Below are 18329 nucleotides of genomic sequence, written 5' to 3'. Positions count from 1 at the left end.
TGATAGGTTAGTCAGCAGACTTTAGGTTTTTATTCTTCAGTTTTGTTAAAAACACCCCTATTAAAAAGATGCTCAGCGTGCCCACCACAATGATCATATTCTTATTCAGGGAATTCCTCAGAAAAGCATACTCATCGGGAAGATGGGCAGAGAAAGTCATCCAGAGAATGATCATAATACCGATTAGCGTTGCAATCAATGCTTCGTGGTTTTTGGTCTGCCGGCTGACTATTCCAAGTAAAAACAGCCCCAACATTCCCGCGGCAAATATCCCTGAAAGCTCCCACCATACATCGAGAATACTTTTTACGCCAATCATGGCAATCCCCGCTCCCATTCCTAAAAGTCCAAACACCACTGTAGAAATATGTAACAGAGACAGGTTCTGCTTTTCTGTAATATCCGGTTTAAAGTATCTTTGATAGATATCAACGGTAAAAACTGTTGCTGAGGAGTTCATACCGGAGCTAATGGTACTCATCGCCGCAGACAGGATGGCCGAGACGATTAAACCGACCAGGCCCACAGGTATTTTTGTCACCATAAAATGCGGCATAATCTTATCCCCATAGTCTGCTGGCTGCAATGATTTTGCCATGTTCCTGATCTCTGTTGCGGAGGCATGAACCGGTAAACGCTCTATGGCAACCTGATGTCTGATGTTTTCAATCAGGTCCGGATTCAGTTCATAATAGGCATACAGAGAGGATCCGATGACAAAAAACAACAGCGAAGCAGGTAAATAGAGCCAAACGCATAACCAAATAGATTTAGAGGCGGCTTTAGCCGATGTTGCCGTATGGTACCGTTGAATATAATTCTGGTCCATTCCAAAGTTATTCAGGTTGATAAAGAAGCCATATAACAAGACCACCCAAAAGGAGGAACTCACAAAATCCGGAGAGAGGCTCCCGAGAGAAAACTTATCAGCTGATTTACCAATTTCAATAATTTTAGACACCCCACCAGGCATATTGGCAATGATCAGGTAAAGGATCAGTACCGCACCAAATGTTTTTACGACCGCCTGAACCACTTCTGTCCAGATGACCGCTTCAATACCACCCAAAACGGTATAAATGATAATGCAAAGGCCCATAATCACCATGATCATTTGCATAGAATACCCGGTAAGGGCCTGTAAACTCAGCGCGATACCGAAGAAAACCGAGCCCATCCTGGCCAGCTGTGTCAGCAAAAAACAAACCACAGCATATGTTCTGGCCCATGGACCAAAGCGGTGTTCCAAATGCGTATATGCAGATATTTCACCAGTGCTACGGTAGAAAGGGACAAAATATTTTGAGGCTACCCATGCTGCCAATGGCATGGAAAGGCTAAACACAAAGGCATTCCAATTGCCACCAAAGGCTTTACCGGGAACGCCCAAAAAGGTATTGCTACTTAAAAAAGTGGCATAAATGGACATGCCAATTGCCCAGCCGGGGATCAGGCCGGAGGCTTTGGTAAATTGTTCAGAATTTTTGTTGTTACGGGAGAAATAAATCCCCACACCTATCATTCCTATCAGGTAAATGACAATGATAACAAGATCTAAAATCGGGAGACCCTTCATTTGGCAGCTGGATATTTATAAATCAAAAAATCATTTTATTGTACAGTCAAGGCATCAATACTTAATCCTTCCGCATCATCGGCAATCAGGCGTACCCTGTAGGTTCCTGCATTGATCATGGTACCGGAATTGGTATTATGGTAGTTCCATTTTCCCTTTTTCGTAGTGACAAACTCAATGGGTTCCGGCTTTTTTAATACCGTACCATCCATCGTTAACAGCGCTAACTTCCCTTTAAGAGATCGTTCAAAAGGGTTGTGGTATTTTAGCGTAAGCGAATAAGTATCTGCAACACCAACCACGATATTCCACTCCAAAACATCACCTGACGGCTTTTTAAAAACCATGCGTTCTTTTCCCATCAGCTCCTCTGTTGCCAGTCCCGGGCTTTTCAATGCCGCATCCGTAGCTTTGTAAGTAGCTACCGACTTTAAATCGTAGGCCGGCTGCATATTACCGACCGGTAAAACCGCAATGGTATAGGCTGCTTCTGACCTTAAATTTACCGTTTGATCCTTTGAAAAGCGCTTACGAAACACGTTAAAGCTCTCCCCTTTACTATTTTTAAGCAGGGTCTTGGTATCCTCATAACCAGACCGCCAGGTTAAACCATCTTTTGTATGGATCGCAGTTGCGATATACACATCCGCTTCGCTGTTCACTTTAAATTGCAGTTCCTGATTTCCCTTATTTGGCATCCTGATCCATTCAGCGCCATAAAGTCCCGAAGGTAAAGCGGTAAAATAAACGGGCTCGTCTATATATTGCTGATCTCCAAGGTCCATCCAACTGGACAGTTCCGCCGCATTTTTGTCAATTAATTCCACAATCGCCTGGCTTTCTTTAGCCGGTTTGATATTGGGATTAGCGGATGCAATGGCAATCGCTGAAATGACGGCCTGGGAAGATTTAACCTGAGGAAAGGAGATGACCAGTTTACCACCTTTCACCTGTGCTTTCAGGGTCTTTTTCAATGCCATATCATGACCTGCTTCCTTCCATAGATCCAGGTCTTTAATCACCGTTTTTCCATTTAGGGCCACATCAAATAAACGCATTCCGGAAGCATCCATTCCACCGCCGGTTCCCAACCAGGGCTCTGCAAAGTAAAGTTCCACCAGGTATTCGCCATCAGGCACAGGGAATTCAAAGCTGAGCTGGTCGCGGCCATACCTGAAAGTCTGAAACAACTTCCAGTCGGTTGTTCCTTCAATCGGATCAAATGTGCGTCGCTGACTCGCGAAAAAAGCAGGGATTCCTTGAAAAGCCTCTGTCCAGGACTGAGAGCCGAAACCGCCTTTGCTTAGCTGCCTGTCTGCCGACCAGAGTTGTCCGTTCTGATCTTTGTATTCCGGTCCGCCACAATTCAGCCTGTATAAATAATGATACCCCTTTACTGCAGCGGTGACAGGCTTTGCATCCTTATTAAAATCATTAAAATGAGGTGCTGCCGGCAGGTTATTTAACACCACATAATCTTTGGCAACCGCCTTTCCGTTCACATAACCAATCGCATACAGCACATTGTATTGAATATTTACAGCATCCCATTGGAAATGAGTGCCAATACCCCCTCTTTTTTTTCTTCCTAAGGAAGCTTTATTGACGTCATTAAAAAGTTCCACTTCATCACAATTTGAATAGATGGTGATGCTATCTTTTTTACCGGGTTTTAACCAGCGTTCCGGCCAGGTATGCGATACAATATAGACCATTGGCTCTGTCTGTTTTGGCGCATAGTTTGCCCGGAACATATAAAAAACATCCAAAGGTTCCTCCCATGGTGTAAACAGACCTTTATAATTTACGGGACCAATCCTGTCCAGCTCCCTCAAACCTTCTCCACCTTGCACCCTACCCGGATTATCATGAGAACTGAAGAGCCAGAAATAATGTCCTGCGGTTTTATCTTTTACCGATTCGGCAAGCCTGATTTTAGTTTCCATCAGCTGGGTCATGTTGTTTTCACTATAGGCACCGTTTTGTACAAAAGGCCCTTCTGTATGCAAATCAAGGGTGCGCCAGGCGCCATATTCGCCGATTAGCACTTGTTTCTGGATATCATCCGCATAAGTTAAAGGATCACCGCCATAAGTTCCGGTCCAATTTTGCGGCACATCCCAATCCGTCCCTTTGCCTCCGTTACAAGTTGTCACTTTCCTTTGCGAAGAGGCTGTAGGATCGAGTTTACGGATGAGTTCCGTGCATTCTCTGGCAAAATCTTCGGGCAAAGTGCTTTCGTTTTCTAAACCCCAAAGCACCACAGATGGGCTGTTACGCCTTTCTTTGACCCAATCGCTCAGCAATGATTTGAAATTCGCTCTAAACTCCGGGGTATCGTACCAGATATGGGCTGCCATTTGTGTCCAGGATAAGATGCCTAGTTTATCCCAATACTCCTGATAAAGCAGGTTATGGGGCTGATGGGCATCCCGAAAGGAATTAAAACCCGCAGCTTTAATCTGCATCACCCTGGTTTTGATCTGTTCCGGACTAAAGGCATGGCTCTGACCAATCAGGTGTTCATACTCTGCTACACCGTTGATGAAAACTGCTTTCCCATTCAATAAAAACCGTTTACTATCTACAGGATTTTCACCTATCGGCCAGCTGATCCAGCGAATACCGTAAGGCGTACTCAATTCGTCAATGATCTTATTCCCTTCTTTGATACTGGTTTTAAGTGTGTACAAATAAGGGTTTTCAATAGACCATAGCTTTACATCTTTAAGTTCTGCGGTTTGCTGACTAACCATAACATGCTTTGACGGCATGATCCTTTTAACAGCGCTGGATTCAGTGATCTTACGCCCATTGGCGTCAAACAGCTGATTCAGGATGGTAATGTCACGTGGAATCTGGCTGTAATTCTTTACTTCAGTCTCCATTTTCAGGATGGCTGATTTTTCAGAGACCTTATCGTCATTCCAGATATGGACACCGAAAGGCTCGATTTTGACCTCCCCGGTCACCAGCAAGTGTACCGGTCTGAAAATACCCATCGGCTGCGAACCTTCAGAGAAACCGCGTTCGGTAGAACAGCCGCCGTCTACCCAGGGCAGGTCTTGTATATTTGCCGGGTGATCGGCACGAACGGCCAATAAGTTTGGCTCATTATTTAATTTAATGACTGAGGTTACATCCAGTGTAAACGTAGTCCGTCCGCCGGCATGATAGCCGACCTTTTTACCGTTCAGCCAGATACTCGCATAAGAACCTACCCCTTCAAAATAAAGGAAAAACCGCTTGCCTGTTTTCTTCTCCGGCGTACTGAATGTTTTGCGGTACCAGGCGTAGCCATGTCTGTTGCCATGGAGCATCCGTCGAAAGCCTTCATATTGATCCCAATTGTGCGGAACATGAACTGTTTTCCAGCTTTTATCATTAAAACCCTTTTGTTCAAACCCCTCAAATGCTTTGATATTCAGCTCATCGGCAATACTCTGCCAGTTCTCATTTAAGGGGATACTTTTGCGTACCTGAGCCTGCGTAAAAGCCATGCCCGTAAAAAAAAGACCAACCAGAAAAACAAATCCTATTCCTTTCTTCATAATTTCTCTAAATCTCCATTAAACTTGTAGGTCTTTCCTTTTTGTGTGGCTATACTAATGGTTTTATCTCCATACCGTAAGCTGCATGGACCACCGTCTTTAGCCTCTACTTCTACCGAAGTCAACACGCTATTACTCCATTTAAAACTAAGTTCAAAACCACCACGGGCACAAATCCCCTTTACCTCTCCTGTTGAAAAATCAGCTGGTAATGCCGGTAAAAGCTCAATATCTTTTGTATGACTTTGCAAAAGCATTTCCGCCATTCCTGCTGCGCCACCAAAATTCCCATCAATCTGAAATGGGGGGTGTGCATCGAACAGGTTCAGGTAAGCTCCTCCCCCTTTTTCAGCGGGGCTGATCAGCATTTTTACCATTTTCATGGCATGGTCTCCGTCTTTAAACCTTGCCCAGAAATTAATCTTCCAGGCGAGACTCCAGCCGGTTCCTTCATCACCACGGTAAATTAAAGATTGCTTAGCCGCATTCATCAATTCAGGTCTGTCCCGGGTAATCTCTTCACCGGGATATACGCCCCAAAGGTGCGATACATGCCTGTGTTTATTGGTCGTATCGTCTTTATCTTCCAGCCACTCTTGTAGCTGACCGTATTTCCCAATCTGATCCGGAGCAATCAGGCCTAGCTTATTTTGCAGGGTATCTCTAAATTCAGCATCGATATTCAACAGCTTTCCGGCCTGAATACAATTTTTGAAAAGTGCCCGGATGATCTGATGATCCATAGCCGGGCCGGCAACCAATCCACCATTCTCGGGGGAGTTTGAAGGTGTACTGATTAACCAGCCGGTTTTAGGGTCTTTGACCAGGAAATCCACAAAGAAAGTTGCAGCCTCCTTCATGATCGGATAAGCTTTGTTTTTAAGGAAATCCTTGTCCTGCGTAAAGCGGTAATGCTCCCATAAATGCTGACTTAACCAGCCGGCACCTGCCACCCAGATTCCATGATTTGAAGCATTGATCGGCGCTGTTGCATTCCATAGATCCGTGTTATGATGGAGCACCCATCCCCTTGCATCGTAATGAACTTTAGCTGTTACCGCACCATTTTTTGCCAATGCTTCCGTTTTTTTAAACAAGGGCTCATTCATTGCCGGCAGGTTCAAAGGACCGGTAGGCCAGTAATTCATTTCCAGGTTAATATTGGTAGTATACTTGCTTCCCCATGGCGGAGTTAGTAAATCATTCCAGATCCCCTGAAGGTTGGCCGGCTGTGTGCCTGGCCTGGAGCTGGAAATCAACAGATACCGGGCATATTGCATATACAAAGCAGCCAAAGGCGCATCGGGAGTAAATGGAAAACGTTCAATACGTTCATCCGTTGGCAGATTTTCAGCTGCACTACTTCCAAAGCTTACCGAAAAAGTGTTATAATATTTCTGGTATTCCTTTAAATGTGCTGCTTTGACCTGGTTGTAATTTTTATGCTTAAGACTGGCGAAAGCCTTTACACAGGCATCTTCCGGGTCAGCAGTTATATTATGATCATTGATGAAATTGGTACCCGCGGTTAGGTATAGCAAAACCTCATCCGCATTGCTAATGATGAGCTTCCCCTCCTTCACTAGTAATTCCCCTTTCGTTACCACAGCCTTCAGCTGAGTTTCGCCTTTTAATTCCCCGTCTCTGACTTTTAAAGAAAGCGCAATGGTGTTTGCATCTACTTCTCTGAGGACGGTATACTTATGCGGGCTTCCCAGTATAGCGGCTAAACTAATGCTGTTTTTTTGATCAGCAGTCAGACGGATAACCAGGGCCTGGTTCGGCTGACTGGCGAAGTATTCCCTTAAATAATTTACTCCCGCTACCGAATAAGAAGTGCTGGCAATTGCCGTACTTAAATCCAGTTTGCGTTTGTAATTGCTAACCGAACCTTCCTGGTTTTTAAAATTCAAATAGAGTTCGCCAAAAGGCTGATAACTGGCCTGAAACTGAGAAACCAATGGCGGTTCGTCGTTCTGTATTTTATACTTCCATTCTTTCACTAAAGACAAACCGTTTTGGGGCCCGGTACCCACCGGATATATAGCTATTGGCCTGCTGGTATCCTTATAACCAGCGACGCCACCCTTATCAAAATAATTCAACACCTGTATGGCAATTACATTTTTACCCTTTTTAATCAGCTTAGCTGGAATGGTATATTTTCTTGGCGAAGTACCATCCGTATTTCCTGCCAGTTTTCCGTTGATGTAGGTAAAATCCTGATCGCGGATACGGTTCAGATCCAGCACCAGATTCTGACCGAGCCAGCTGGCCGGCACATCAATCGTGGTACGCAACCAAACTGCGCCATCAAAGCCCGAAAGGCCAACCGTTTCCCAGCCTTCATAGCTGGGAACTTTTATACTTTTCCATTTTGAATCGTCGTAATTAAATCCGGCAGGGTTTCCATTTATGCCTTTTAAAGCCTTCATTTCTTCAACCCATTTGTACCGGTCGCCGGCAGTACTTTGCGTACCCATAAACTTTTCGGCTGCCAGCTTTTCTGCCGCTTCCTGTTTACCTTCAAACAAAAGTTGCCTGATTTCTGAAAGGTAATTTGCAGCACCTGCATGATTGTAATCTCTGGGTGCACCAGTCCACAAAGTCTCTTCGTTAAACTGAATGCGTTCTTGCGCTACACCAGCAAATATCATTGCTCCAATACGTCCATTCCCAATGGGCAAGGCGTCTGTCCACTTTTCAGCTGGCTTAGTATACCAGAGTTGGGCAGCCGATGGTTTAGCTATCGGTAATTCCTCAGCAGATTCCGGGCGCTCCGCTTGCTGCGCAAATCCGGCAGAAAAGGCCAGAAGGTTAACAAAGACCAGGGAGATTTTAAAAATCGTAATGTTCATATTGATGCGAATTAAAATTATTTAACCGGATCCCCGGAAATCACCCTTACTGCTGCTGTCACCTCTTTTTCCGTTAACACTGCCTTTTTAGCATTGCTAAAATTATTGTTACCCAGTGTGATATGCTTCGTTTTCTCACCACTTAGCTTTAGATACAGATCTGTACCTACCGCAGGGAAGCTATTGTATATAAAAGCGTTATTTACATTTTTAAGGTCTATAACAGGTATATTTTGATGTGGCGTATAGCTTTTGAGTCCGTTTATCGTTAAATCGTTAACGTTACTCCCTTTTACCGAGGGACCGCTTTCTGTATTTACCTGAACGTTGTGAAATTCTATGCGATTGGAGTTGTTAATATTAAAGCCTGTTTTTACATCCAGATTGATGTTGTTAAAGGTGATGTTCTCTATCGGCATTTCTTCCAGACCGTTTAAAAAAGCAGCCTCATTTGCCTGGCCGGTAATGTTACTGAAATGGATATTTCTAAACCCTGGCGTACGCTCCGAAACCGGCTCGACTGTCGTTTTAGCATACTGTAAATCCAATACAATGGCCTGTTGACCAATGTTCTTCATGATGACATTGTCTACCCTGATTTCCTCCACAATACCGCCTCTTCCACGTGCTGATTTAATGCGGATACCTCGATCTGTGCCGTCGAATACACAATTAGAAATCGTAATTTTTCTGACATCGCCCGACATTTCACTGCCGATCACAATTCCTCCATGGCCAGATAGCATGGTACAATTGGTAATGGTATAATTCTCTGCCGGAACATTTTTTGCTCTTCCCGGCTTATCCTTCCCTGATTTGATGGTGATACAATCATCGCCCACGCTTATGTGGCAATTAGAAATCCGCACATTGTTACAGGATTCAGGATTGATACCATCCGTATTTGGAGAATGTGGATTAAAAATGCTGACTGCATGTATCGTTACATTCTCACAAAACTCAGGGTTGACCGTCCAGAATGGCGAGTTACGAATGGTAATCCCCTCAATCAGCACGTTTTTACAATAAATGGTCTGGATAAATGGCGGACGCAGGAAACCACGTGTCATCTGTTTCGGATCATCAGGTAATAAAATATCCTTATTTAAGTCATCGAACATGATCTGCCATTTAGAACGCGCTTGCCCTTCTTTATAGCCTTCTACAAAATCCCACCACTTTTTACCATGGCCATCAATAATACCACGGCCAATAATGGCAATATTTTCTGCTTCATAAGCATAAAACAAAGGAGAGAAACTGGTAACATCTACCCCTTCATACCTGCTTTTAACCATGGGCAGGTAATCGTCAAAATTATCACTGAAATGAAGTTCGGCACCAGCATCAATAAAAATAGTGATGTTACTTTTCAGGTGAATAGAGCCTGTAAGGTATTTCCCTGCAGGGAAATACACCGTTCCACCACCCGCTTTTGAGGCGGCATCGATCGCTTTTTTAATGGCTGAAGTAGCCAGTTTACTGCTGTCGTTGGCAGCACCGTATTTCAATACATTATAGTAAACCTGTGCATTGGTATTTAAGCTGAAAATCAGCATAAAACAGCCTAGCGTAAACGTAGTCACAAGCTGATGAATAGGATTAAAAAACTTCATTTGAACTATATTATAGAATGATTATTTAAGTTTAATTATTGCAGGTTTTAATGCGGCAGACTGATAGATTTCTTTTCCATCAGCATACACCCTAAAACCTTTGCCTTTGTTATATTTCTTACCGGTTTTATCCCATAAAAGGCTCAGGGTTTTACCATGATAACTGATATTGTCTAATTTGAACCAGTCCCATTTTCCTTCCGGAATCAGCGGATAAAATCCAAAAGCATGGTCTGCACGTGGCTTAATCCCGATCAGGTCATTGATCACTAAATCACAAAAAGTAGAATGGTTATAAAAGCTACTTCTGGAATTGTCTCCTTTTAGCCATTCTCCATTCGATTCATCCTGGTATTCACCTAAATATGGCTTACCATTTTTCTGATGAGAAGCCGCATATTTATGGAGTTCCTGATAAAAGACATTTGGGGTCATTTTACCATGATTCTTATAATTGGTCAGTAAGTTAGCAAGGCCTTTTAAAGTCTGCGAACTGGCAAATGGCCATAATGCACCATCCCATTCGCAGCCATGTCCGGAGCCACGGGTCCTGAAGGTAGGATCCCTTCTTTCCGCAGTTGTCAGGCCCCATTTTGCGTTGAAACCAGCCGTATCCAATAACTGATCCCATGCTTTGGCGTATGCAGGTTGATCGGCAGGAAGGTTAAAATTCCAGGGCACAAATCCTATGGCTTCACGAACGCCGGCCAGTTTTCCATCTACCAACCTGGTCTTAAAAAAGCTTTGCTGACTATCCCAGAGACTATCCAGCACCAGCTTTTTAAGTACTGCAGCTTTGCCCTGATATTTTTGCTGCATTTCAGCATTCCCCACAACACCAGCGATATCGGCTAAGGCTTTCGCATTTCCATACATGTAACTGTTGATGGTTGGCCTTCTGTTTTGTTCTTTTCTGGATCCACTGGCAGACTCTTCCATCCCATCCTTTACATCAAATTGCCAGAACAAACCGCTGTTTAGCTGTCGTTCTTTTTCCCATTTGGAATAATCGGCATCTAATGCCGGCAAAGTCCGCTCAAGGTGTGTTTTGTCTCCCGTTACCAAATAATTCTGGTAAACGGCATCATCCAGCCAGCTACTAAACTGGTGGAAACGTTGTTTGCTTTGCCCTACATCGGCATGGTACAACCAAAAATCTATATACTCATTCAGGTAATCCTTATTCTTAAGCCAGCGACCTTCATAAATATGGTGTCCCAGAGCGCAACTTATCGAATTGAATTTACCGGCATGTTTAACCGGCTCGATAAATTCAGTGAAGATAAAACCCTCAGGTGTTTTCTTCAGGTGCTTGCGAAAAGACCACCAGCGATAATAATAGTTCTGCTCCAACACCTCATCCGGACAATCCAGTAAAGGCACATTTTGCGCCAGCCAATCGAATGACTGTGCATTGGGCACATGATTCTTCACCGCCTCAGTATCAATTGAATTAAAGTACGTTACATACTTTTTCAGTTTCGCTGTACCGGCTCCCTGCTGTGCATAAGCGACTGTCCCCGTCAACAGGAACAAAGCCATGACTATAAAAATTTTCGTTTTCTTCATTATTCAAACAACCAATCAATATCTTTTCCATTTCCATCCAATCCTGCATTGTAAATTCTCATCTCCTGATCCTCATTAATGAATCCGAGGATCATACAGGCACCTTTACCCAGGGTTAGGGTATTCGTACCAGTACCAAAGGAATAAGCATGCACATTTACGGGAGGGTAACCATTTAATACCAGGGCATTGGCAATCTTAATTTCCGACTGCCCGTAATTATTGGCACTGGCATCAGTTTCTAATTCCGGTGCAGTCAGGTAACCAGGTGTTTTTCCCTTAAAAAAGCCAACCAAGACCTTCACTGGCTTGTCTGAACTGAACTTAAGAACAGTACCCTTACTGACTTGCTGTGCTTTATTTAATTTAAGTCCTTTGAGCCCTGTTAGCTGTGCTGTAACATCCTTAATGTTCGCCGCTGTGTCTGCAAATACCACTGCGTCTTTATTGGTGATGTAGCTTTCATAACCCGGATCCAGTTTAACCACTGCATTTTTAAATGGTTGCAGGACATTTGTTTTTCCGGAACCGGCAACCGCAGTTAAAGAATCGATGCTTCTTTTAAAATGGTTCAGTTCTTTGGTATATACCGGCAACATTTCCTTCCAGTGAATAAAGGTTTTATCCACCCCTCTCATCGGAATTTTACGCTGCTTGGTTTGCATGCTGTTGGCATACAGGTATTCATTTTCGGTGAGCTTCACCAATTTCGCATAATGGTCTAAGCTCTTTTGCAGAAAAGGCAATGCTTTTCTCAAATCATTCAGGTCATTAGAGTATTTATAACGAAGAATCCATAGGGCAGCTTTCACCTTTTCAGCATAAGAAATGGCCATTTCATTATAGCAATACATGTCATTTTTCAACCTATCGAACTCTGCTTTCTCTTTGGTTACCGCCGGCGCCGCTTTATCAATGGATTCCACTGCTTTTCTGCCATGATCGATGACTTCTTTAGCCACCTGAACCGGGGTTTCTCCGATATGTCCTTGTTTCTTCCATTCTTTTTCTGCGTATTCAATAATCATTTCTCCTTCCGGGGCTTCCGATTCATAAAGCATGGTAAATAATCCGTAGCGGAATGGGTTAATCAATTGGGTCATCAGCATACCTAAAGTCAGGGTTTGCCTGTTTCCATCGGTAATCCCATAGCGTCTTAACAATTTGGGCGAGATCTCTCCGGATTCTTCATAAGCATTCAGAATTTCTTTACCACTGTTGAGGTCTGTACCATATTTACCGGCCAGCTGATCGCCCCAATAGTTGATTTCTCCGGTTCTTTCCCGCCTGGAATCCCAGGAATAACGTGCCCATGCTTTGTACCAGATCCAGTCCCTGTCTACCTGCAACAAGCGCGTATCCGCCTTATCAGCGGTATATGGCCAATCCCAGTAAGAGGCCTGTGGGTATAAATGCAAACCATTGGCCCCATAAACTTCGTGCATGGCTTTTACCGACTTCTGAATAAAATCTGCTGATCCGTAACGGAATGGCTCCAGGTTAGCCAGAATGTGTACATTTTGAATGTGCACGGTGCCAATGCTGCTTAGTTTTCTATGCAATTCTGCCCAGCTTCCTCTGGGAGTATAAGTGGTTAAAGCTTCTCCGTTATATTTAGCCATGGTATACAGGTTTTTATATAAAGGCAAGGCGTCTTTCATCACTCTTGGTGCATCACTATCATGCGCTCTCAATACGATTGGAGGTTCATTGCTGAGCCCTGATGCTTTTAAACCATCCTGAACACCTGGTATAATTGTTTTTGTAAACCAGTCCACATCATCTTGTCCTGCTCCTTCCATCGCTTCACCGAGGGTAACCAATAAACCAACATTGGGATATTTTTCTACAAAGGCAGCAATGGATTTACGCGTATAATCGGCGATCAATGGCATGATCGGGCGGTTTCTATCCTGTGTTTTTAAGCCATGTTTTTCTGCGAAAGGCTTAGGGATAATGATATTATAGAACATCTGGATTACCCAGATTCCACGTTTATCGGCTTCCTCCGTCAGGAACTTAAACATTTCCTCATTTTTCTTAAAAGTAGCTTCATCGACCTCTAAGGCATAAGGATAATCTTTAAGCTTCACCAATGAGGAGAAAGGGTGACCATTCCAGAGGTATAGTGAATTGTAACGGTTGCCGACCATCATGTCCAGGTATTGAATCCAGAGCGCTTTATCGTAAAACCAGGGGAAGGATTCTTCCGTATAAGGATATTCGTAAACGTCTCTTCCCGGCAAATAATCCGGTTTTTGCAGACCTACACAGGTACCGCGCAATACCATTTCCGGTTGATCGGTCCTGGAAATCTGATCAGGCAGCTTGCCATTTTTCTGAAGTTCATCAACCAGTTCCATACAACCATACAAGGCTCCTGAAGGATCGGTCCCTTCAACACTTAATACTTTGTTTTTATCGAACCTGATGTTAAAGCCTTCTTTTCCTGCGGGCTTATCCTTATTCAGTACCTCAGCTAAACCTTTAAGCAAGCCATCACCTTTGGTACCAATCACAATCAGATTGCTACCAGAAGGCACCTTGTCTCGTTGTACGATATTAACCGTATGGCCAATGGACGACAATGATTTCGCTAATTGCTCCGCACCGAATCTAACCCTGGAGTTAGGTTTTGCAGGGATTACAAGAGTATACTTGTTCTTTGGAAGAACAGGGGACGCGCTGGATTCAGGTATACTAAAAAGCAGCAGTCCCAATAAAATAAAAATTGGGAAATTTCTCATTCAATACAGTTTTTCAGAAAAACCTAAGTCTAAAAAATGACTTAAGCTATATTTGGTTATTTAGGCGAATTTCAAATATAGGGACAGCCCTATGTGCTTTACTGTAGTATTTCCCCAAAAGACTATAGGATATTGTCAACCGTACTATTTTTTCCAATCCAGTTGACCAGATCCTGCGCTGCTTTAAAGTTTTCATATTCTGCAGGGAGCTTTCTTCCATCAACATATTCATTATAAAGCCATGGATCACCGATCACAAACACATTGCCTTTTCCATACTTTTTGGTAGCGATTACGTGATCGCCATCTTTATCCTTTAAAACCGAACGGACTCCCGGTTCAATGCTCAGCGAACTGTACTCCTTGATGTATAAGTCCTTCGCTGTTTTAAAGATTCCATTACCGGCAGGCACAGTTACCTTACCCATTTCAAATTGATTTTTAACCACCCTGCCCTTGCTGTTTTTGTCGAATTGAATACCGAAAACTTTTGCCAGCTGATTAAAATGATCCAGTTCTACATTTCCGGTGTCATTGGCCATTAAGATTAAAACACCACCTTTTTTCACCCAGCTGCTGAGCTCCTGAATGTCTTTCTCCCCTATAAACCCGGGATTAGGGTTTTCTTTTTTCGTATCCGGATCAACAATAATATAGACCGAAGTTCCTTGTAAATTTCCGACTGTAGGCGCATGGTTTAACCAACCTGTTTTGAAACCGGCATTCTTAAATACCTCTTCAAACATAGAGAAACCATTATTTCCTCTTTCCTCCCATTTGTAATGCCAGGATTTCAGGTTGCCTGTCTGGTCCTTTTTAGCCTCATTATTATAGTAATAATCCAGTCGTACGGTTTTACCCAATCCAGGCTTTGGCATGGCGGCTATTTCCATTTCATTTGCAGCCATTAAAAACGCGCCAACTCCCTTAGGATCGTTGGTGATAACCTTTTCCTTCATATAATAGTCGTAACTGCCATCGCGATATGGCTTACCACCTAAACCGGATACGGATACGGTACCTTTCAGATTTACTTTACCAGCTGCACGTTCTTCGATAAACTCCTTTTGCATCCCTTTATACCCTTTAGCTGCCACTGCAAAATAAGCGGGAGGAATGTAACCCATACGCACTGCCTTGGCCAGGGCATAAACGAACATCGCGGAGGCGGAAGACTCAAAATAATTGCCTTTTCTACCCGGTTGATCCAAAATATCATACCATACTCCTGATTTATTGTCCTGCACACTTTTAACCGCAGCAGCGAATCTGTTTAAAATCAGGAGCAATTCCTGACGCTGAGGGTGATCCACAGGAAAATTATCCAGCACATCAACCAGGGCCATACCATACCAACCCATCGCCCTCCCCCAAACATGAGGAGAAAGACCGGTTTTAGGATCTGCCCAGCGTTCTGTTTTTGATTCATCCCAGCCATGGTACAAAAGCCCGGTTTTAGGATCTCTCGCATGTTGCTCCATGTATTTGAATTGATTGGCGATGTCATTACAGGCTTCCTTATTCCTGATCAGTTTCGCGTATTCCGCATAAAAAGGCTGTCCCATGTATAAACCATCCAGCCACATTTGGTTGGGATAGATCTTCTTATGCCAGAAACCACCTTCTTTAGTCCTTGGTTGCTTTTGCAACTGCTCCCATAGTGTGGTTGCTGCTTTAAAATATTTCTGTTGTCCGGTTACCTCATAAAGCATCAGCAATACGGTCCCGTTTTTCACATTATCAATATTGAAATGATCCTGCTGATAAGTATCAATCAGACCATCGGCCGATATTGATTCATCCATTCGTTGCTGAATGTATTTAAAATAGTCAGCGTTACCGGTCCTCCTCCATAAAGCATCCAAACCATCCTGAACCACCCCATGATCATAAGACCATTTCCCTGGTTTTTGCTGCCAGATTTCCATTGCAGTCGCAGCCATTTTCTCTGATAACGGTTTTTCCTGTCCCATTACTGCCGCCACATTTGCCGTAAAGGCAATCACAACCGGTGCCAGTAAGGTAAAAATCAAGGGTCTTAATTGTTTCATAAGGATTATATTATAAATGGTTTTATCTGGTGTTTATTTTAATAAAATCACCACATCCTTTCTTCGGGATTCAGGTGATATTTTTAATGATGCTACCTTTCCGTTTTTTAGCACCGCCTCAATAATAGTCTGCTGAGGGGCGTGAAGCTTAAAATGCACATCCCATTCTTTTGGCCATGCCGGAAAAAGGTAAATCTTGTTTTCATGGGTTTGAAGCAGCATTTCCTGCATGCCGATCATTCCGGACCCACCATGGTTATGGTCGGGCACCCAATCAAAACCGGGTCCCCAGAATGCAGGGAAGCGCCTGCCCGAATCTTTTAATTTCAGTAAGGTCAGCTCCGCAGCTTCTTTGGTTAACCCCAGTCTGGCGGCAAAAATATTGTCTTGCTTCCAGCCTACATGGCTTCTGAATTTAAGGACATCCGGATCATACTTAAACGTGTTGATTGCGGTGTCTAATCCGGGCCTGCCAATCCCATAAATCCCCCAGGGAAATACCGGATATAACTGCGGACTTTCGGTGTTATTGATACGTTCCCAAACCTTTGCCGGAGCAATCGTCATATGCCCATCAATTTCCCTGAAAGTTATTGGCGGAATGCGGGTTAACATCAACTTCCAGGTAGCTTGCTGTTGAACAGAGATACCCGGAACCTCCAATGCACGTTTCAATACTGTTTTTAACGCAGCAATGGTAGAGGTCGCATTGTAAGTCATTTTATAGGTCTCCGCGGCTGATCCCGGAAACAAGACCAAATGACCATTTCCATCCAATGCCTTACTTCCTCTTTGCTTAGCCAGATACGTATAATGCGCATCAAAAAAGGTAAGCGAGCTTTCAATCAGCGGCAGGTATTCTTTAATATTTTTTCCGGCATAACTTTCCGTTTCCAGTATCATCATACAGAATTCCAGAACAGTATCCCATTCATATTCTAACCAGGCATTATATTCCATGCCCTTATCATAATCTCCCGGTCTTTTCCAACCATATTCAGCCGGATTTGGCAACCCAAAATTCTCTATTTGTTCCGTAAAGCTGGCCCCTTTATGCCCCCAATAAAATTCCGACCTTAATGCTGCATTTCCGACCAGGTTTTTATAAAAATCAAACTGCGGTTTCATCAAATCAGCGTCTCCGGTTTTGAGCATTGGCCAGTAAACCAATCGTTGGTTTTGTGCCGTATGTGTTCCTCCACCCCAGTTTCTAAAATCAGGGCTGAACTTTAAAGTGGTATCAACTAATATGGGATCGTAAGTAAACAATCCACCGTTGAACTTAGTAGGATAAGTACCATAGGCATTGCAACCCAGCATGTAACGAAAAAGCGTGTAATTGCGGGCGGCCTCAGTTGCAAGGGGTTCTGCCGGACTGCTGATCTTAATAAAACTTCTATCCCAATAAGCTTTCCACCAGTTTGTAGCCGCCCTAAAATCTTTAGCTGGGTTTGCGCCTGAGGCCGTCTTTTTTAAGTCAGCGTCCCATTGATTCAAGAAGGCTGTCCTCGCTGTGTGTAAAGTGATGGCGATATCAATAGATTTTAATGCCTGACTGCTTTTCAATTTCCATCCTTTATAGGCTGTTCCCTGGTAAACACCAGCGTAATTGCCGGCGTTTTTCATCCCATTCCCTTTCATGGAACCCCCAAAAACCAGGTCCTTTAGTGGATTAAATAATTGCGCAGTCAGGCTTTCCAATCCCTGTTGTTTAACCGTAACCTCAAAAACCGATTGGGCCTTATTCTGATGAAAAAACACGACTTCATTCTGCTGAAAAGCAATGCTATCTTTAAATGTTTTCAGTTCGCCCCGGGGTGCCCATTTATAGGAATTCTGATTATTTTCTTTGCCTTTGGTGATGCGATCTTCAAACCGCCAGGTTTCATAGCCCGTCTCCGCCATAGTTTTCTGATTGCTTTTAATATCCAGGTGAACAATAGGTTTAAACACATCGACCCATACTTTAACTATTGTAGTCAGGTTCCCTTTTTTACCGGTAATCCGCACATAACCTTCCTTTAAAACAAGTTCTTGTTTAAATTCAGCATCCGGATCAAAAGGATTCGGACTTAATTTAAGGCGTACTCTCCCCTGCTTTAGTAAAGTATTGTTTTCATCAAAAGCACCGGATCTGGAAATATAGAACAGCAAGTCTCCTTTTTCCACCCATACATTTAAGCCGATATCACCCCCACCGCAAGGCATAGATTCAGCACTGTTTTTACTCTGACTGCTCCAGGCGAAATTCGTATCCACTACACTAAGCTGCCTGGAATTCATTACAGTAACCTGTGCCTGAGCGCTACTCAGGCAAGCGGATAGTAAAGCGATAGCTATGACAATGATTCTTTTCACGTT

8 protein-coding genes are annotated in these 18329 nt (G+C 43.5%); all 8 read right to left on the bottom strand.

Translation table 11 applies throughout. The features are described 5' to 3' along the window. Positions 1-7 precede the first annotated feature (7 nt). The 8 genes from OQX61_RS14630 to OQX61_RS14595 all read right to left on the bottom strand — a co-directional run bounded on the left by OQX61_RS14630 (position 8) and on the right by OQX61_RS14595 (position 18326). Positions 8-1576 carry a sodium:solute symporter gene (locus OQX61_RS14630; protein ID WP_265842499.1) on the bottom strand — a complete coding sequence of 523 codons (1569 nt, stop codon included), beginning with the start codon at positions 1574-1576 and terminating at the stop codon, positions 8-10. A gap of 35 nt (positions 1577-1611) precedes the next feature. Then, entirely contained in the window at positions 1612-5127 is a 3516-nt protein-coding gene (locus tag OQX61_RS14625) for a malectin domain-containing carbohydrate-binding protein (protein ID WP_265842498.1), read from the bottom strand. Continuing rightward, positions 5124-7985: a glycoside hydrolase N-terminal domain-containing protein gene (locus OQX61_RS14620; RefSeq protein ID WP_265842497.1), complete on the bottom strand. Its 2862-nt coding sequence runs from the start codon at positions 7983-7985 to the stop codon at positions 5124-5126. The genes OQX61_RS14625 and OQX61_RS14620 overlap by 4 nt, the downstream gene beginning before the upstream one ends. A 17-nt stretch (positions 7986-8002) precedes the next feature. Further along, positions 8003-9601 (bottom strand): glycoside hydrolase family 28 protein, encoded by a 1599-nt coding sequence (locus tag OQX61_RS14615; protein ID WP_265842496.1) that lies wholly within the window; start codon positions 9599-9601, stop codon positions 8003-8005. A 21-nt stretch (positions 9602-9622) separates the two neighbouring features. Further along, positions 9623-11170, bottom strand: a complete 1548-nt coding sequence (locus tag OQX61_RS14610) for a glycosyl hydrolase family 65 protein (RefSeq protein WP_265842495.1) — start codon at positions 11168-11170, stop codon at positions 9623-9625. After that, a complete protein-coding gene (locus tag OQX61_RS14605) occupies positions 11170-13917 on the bottom strand; it encodes a hypothetical protein (protein WP_265842494.1) in 2748 nt (915 codons plus the stop codon). The genes OQX61_RS14610 and OQX61_RS14605 overlap by 1 nt, the downstream gene beginning before the upstream one ends. Before the next feature lie 122 nt (positions 13918-14039). Then, on the bottom strand, positions 14040-15968 hold the full coding sequence (locus OQX61_RS14600; protein WP_265842492.1) for a DUF4350 domain-containing protein: 1929 nt from the start codon (positions 15966-15968) through the stop codon (positions 14040-14042). Positions 15969-16001: 33 nt separating this feature from the next. Further along, entirely contained in the window at positions 16002-18326 is a 2325-nt protein-coding gene (locus OQX61_RS14595) for a DUF5703 domain-containing protein (RefSeq protein ID WP_265842491.1), read from the bottom strand. Between the last annotated feature and the right edge of the window lie 3 nt (positions 18327-18329).

It is taken from the genome of Pedobacter sp. PLR, from assembly GCF_026239675.1.
Taxonomy (GTDB): Bacteria; Bacteroidota; Bacteroidia; order Sphingobacteriales; family Sphingobacteriaceae; genus Pedobacter.
This window is presented reverse-complemented; position numbering and strand designations above follow the sequence as displayed.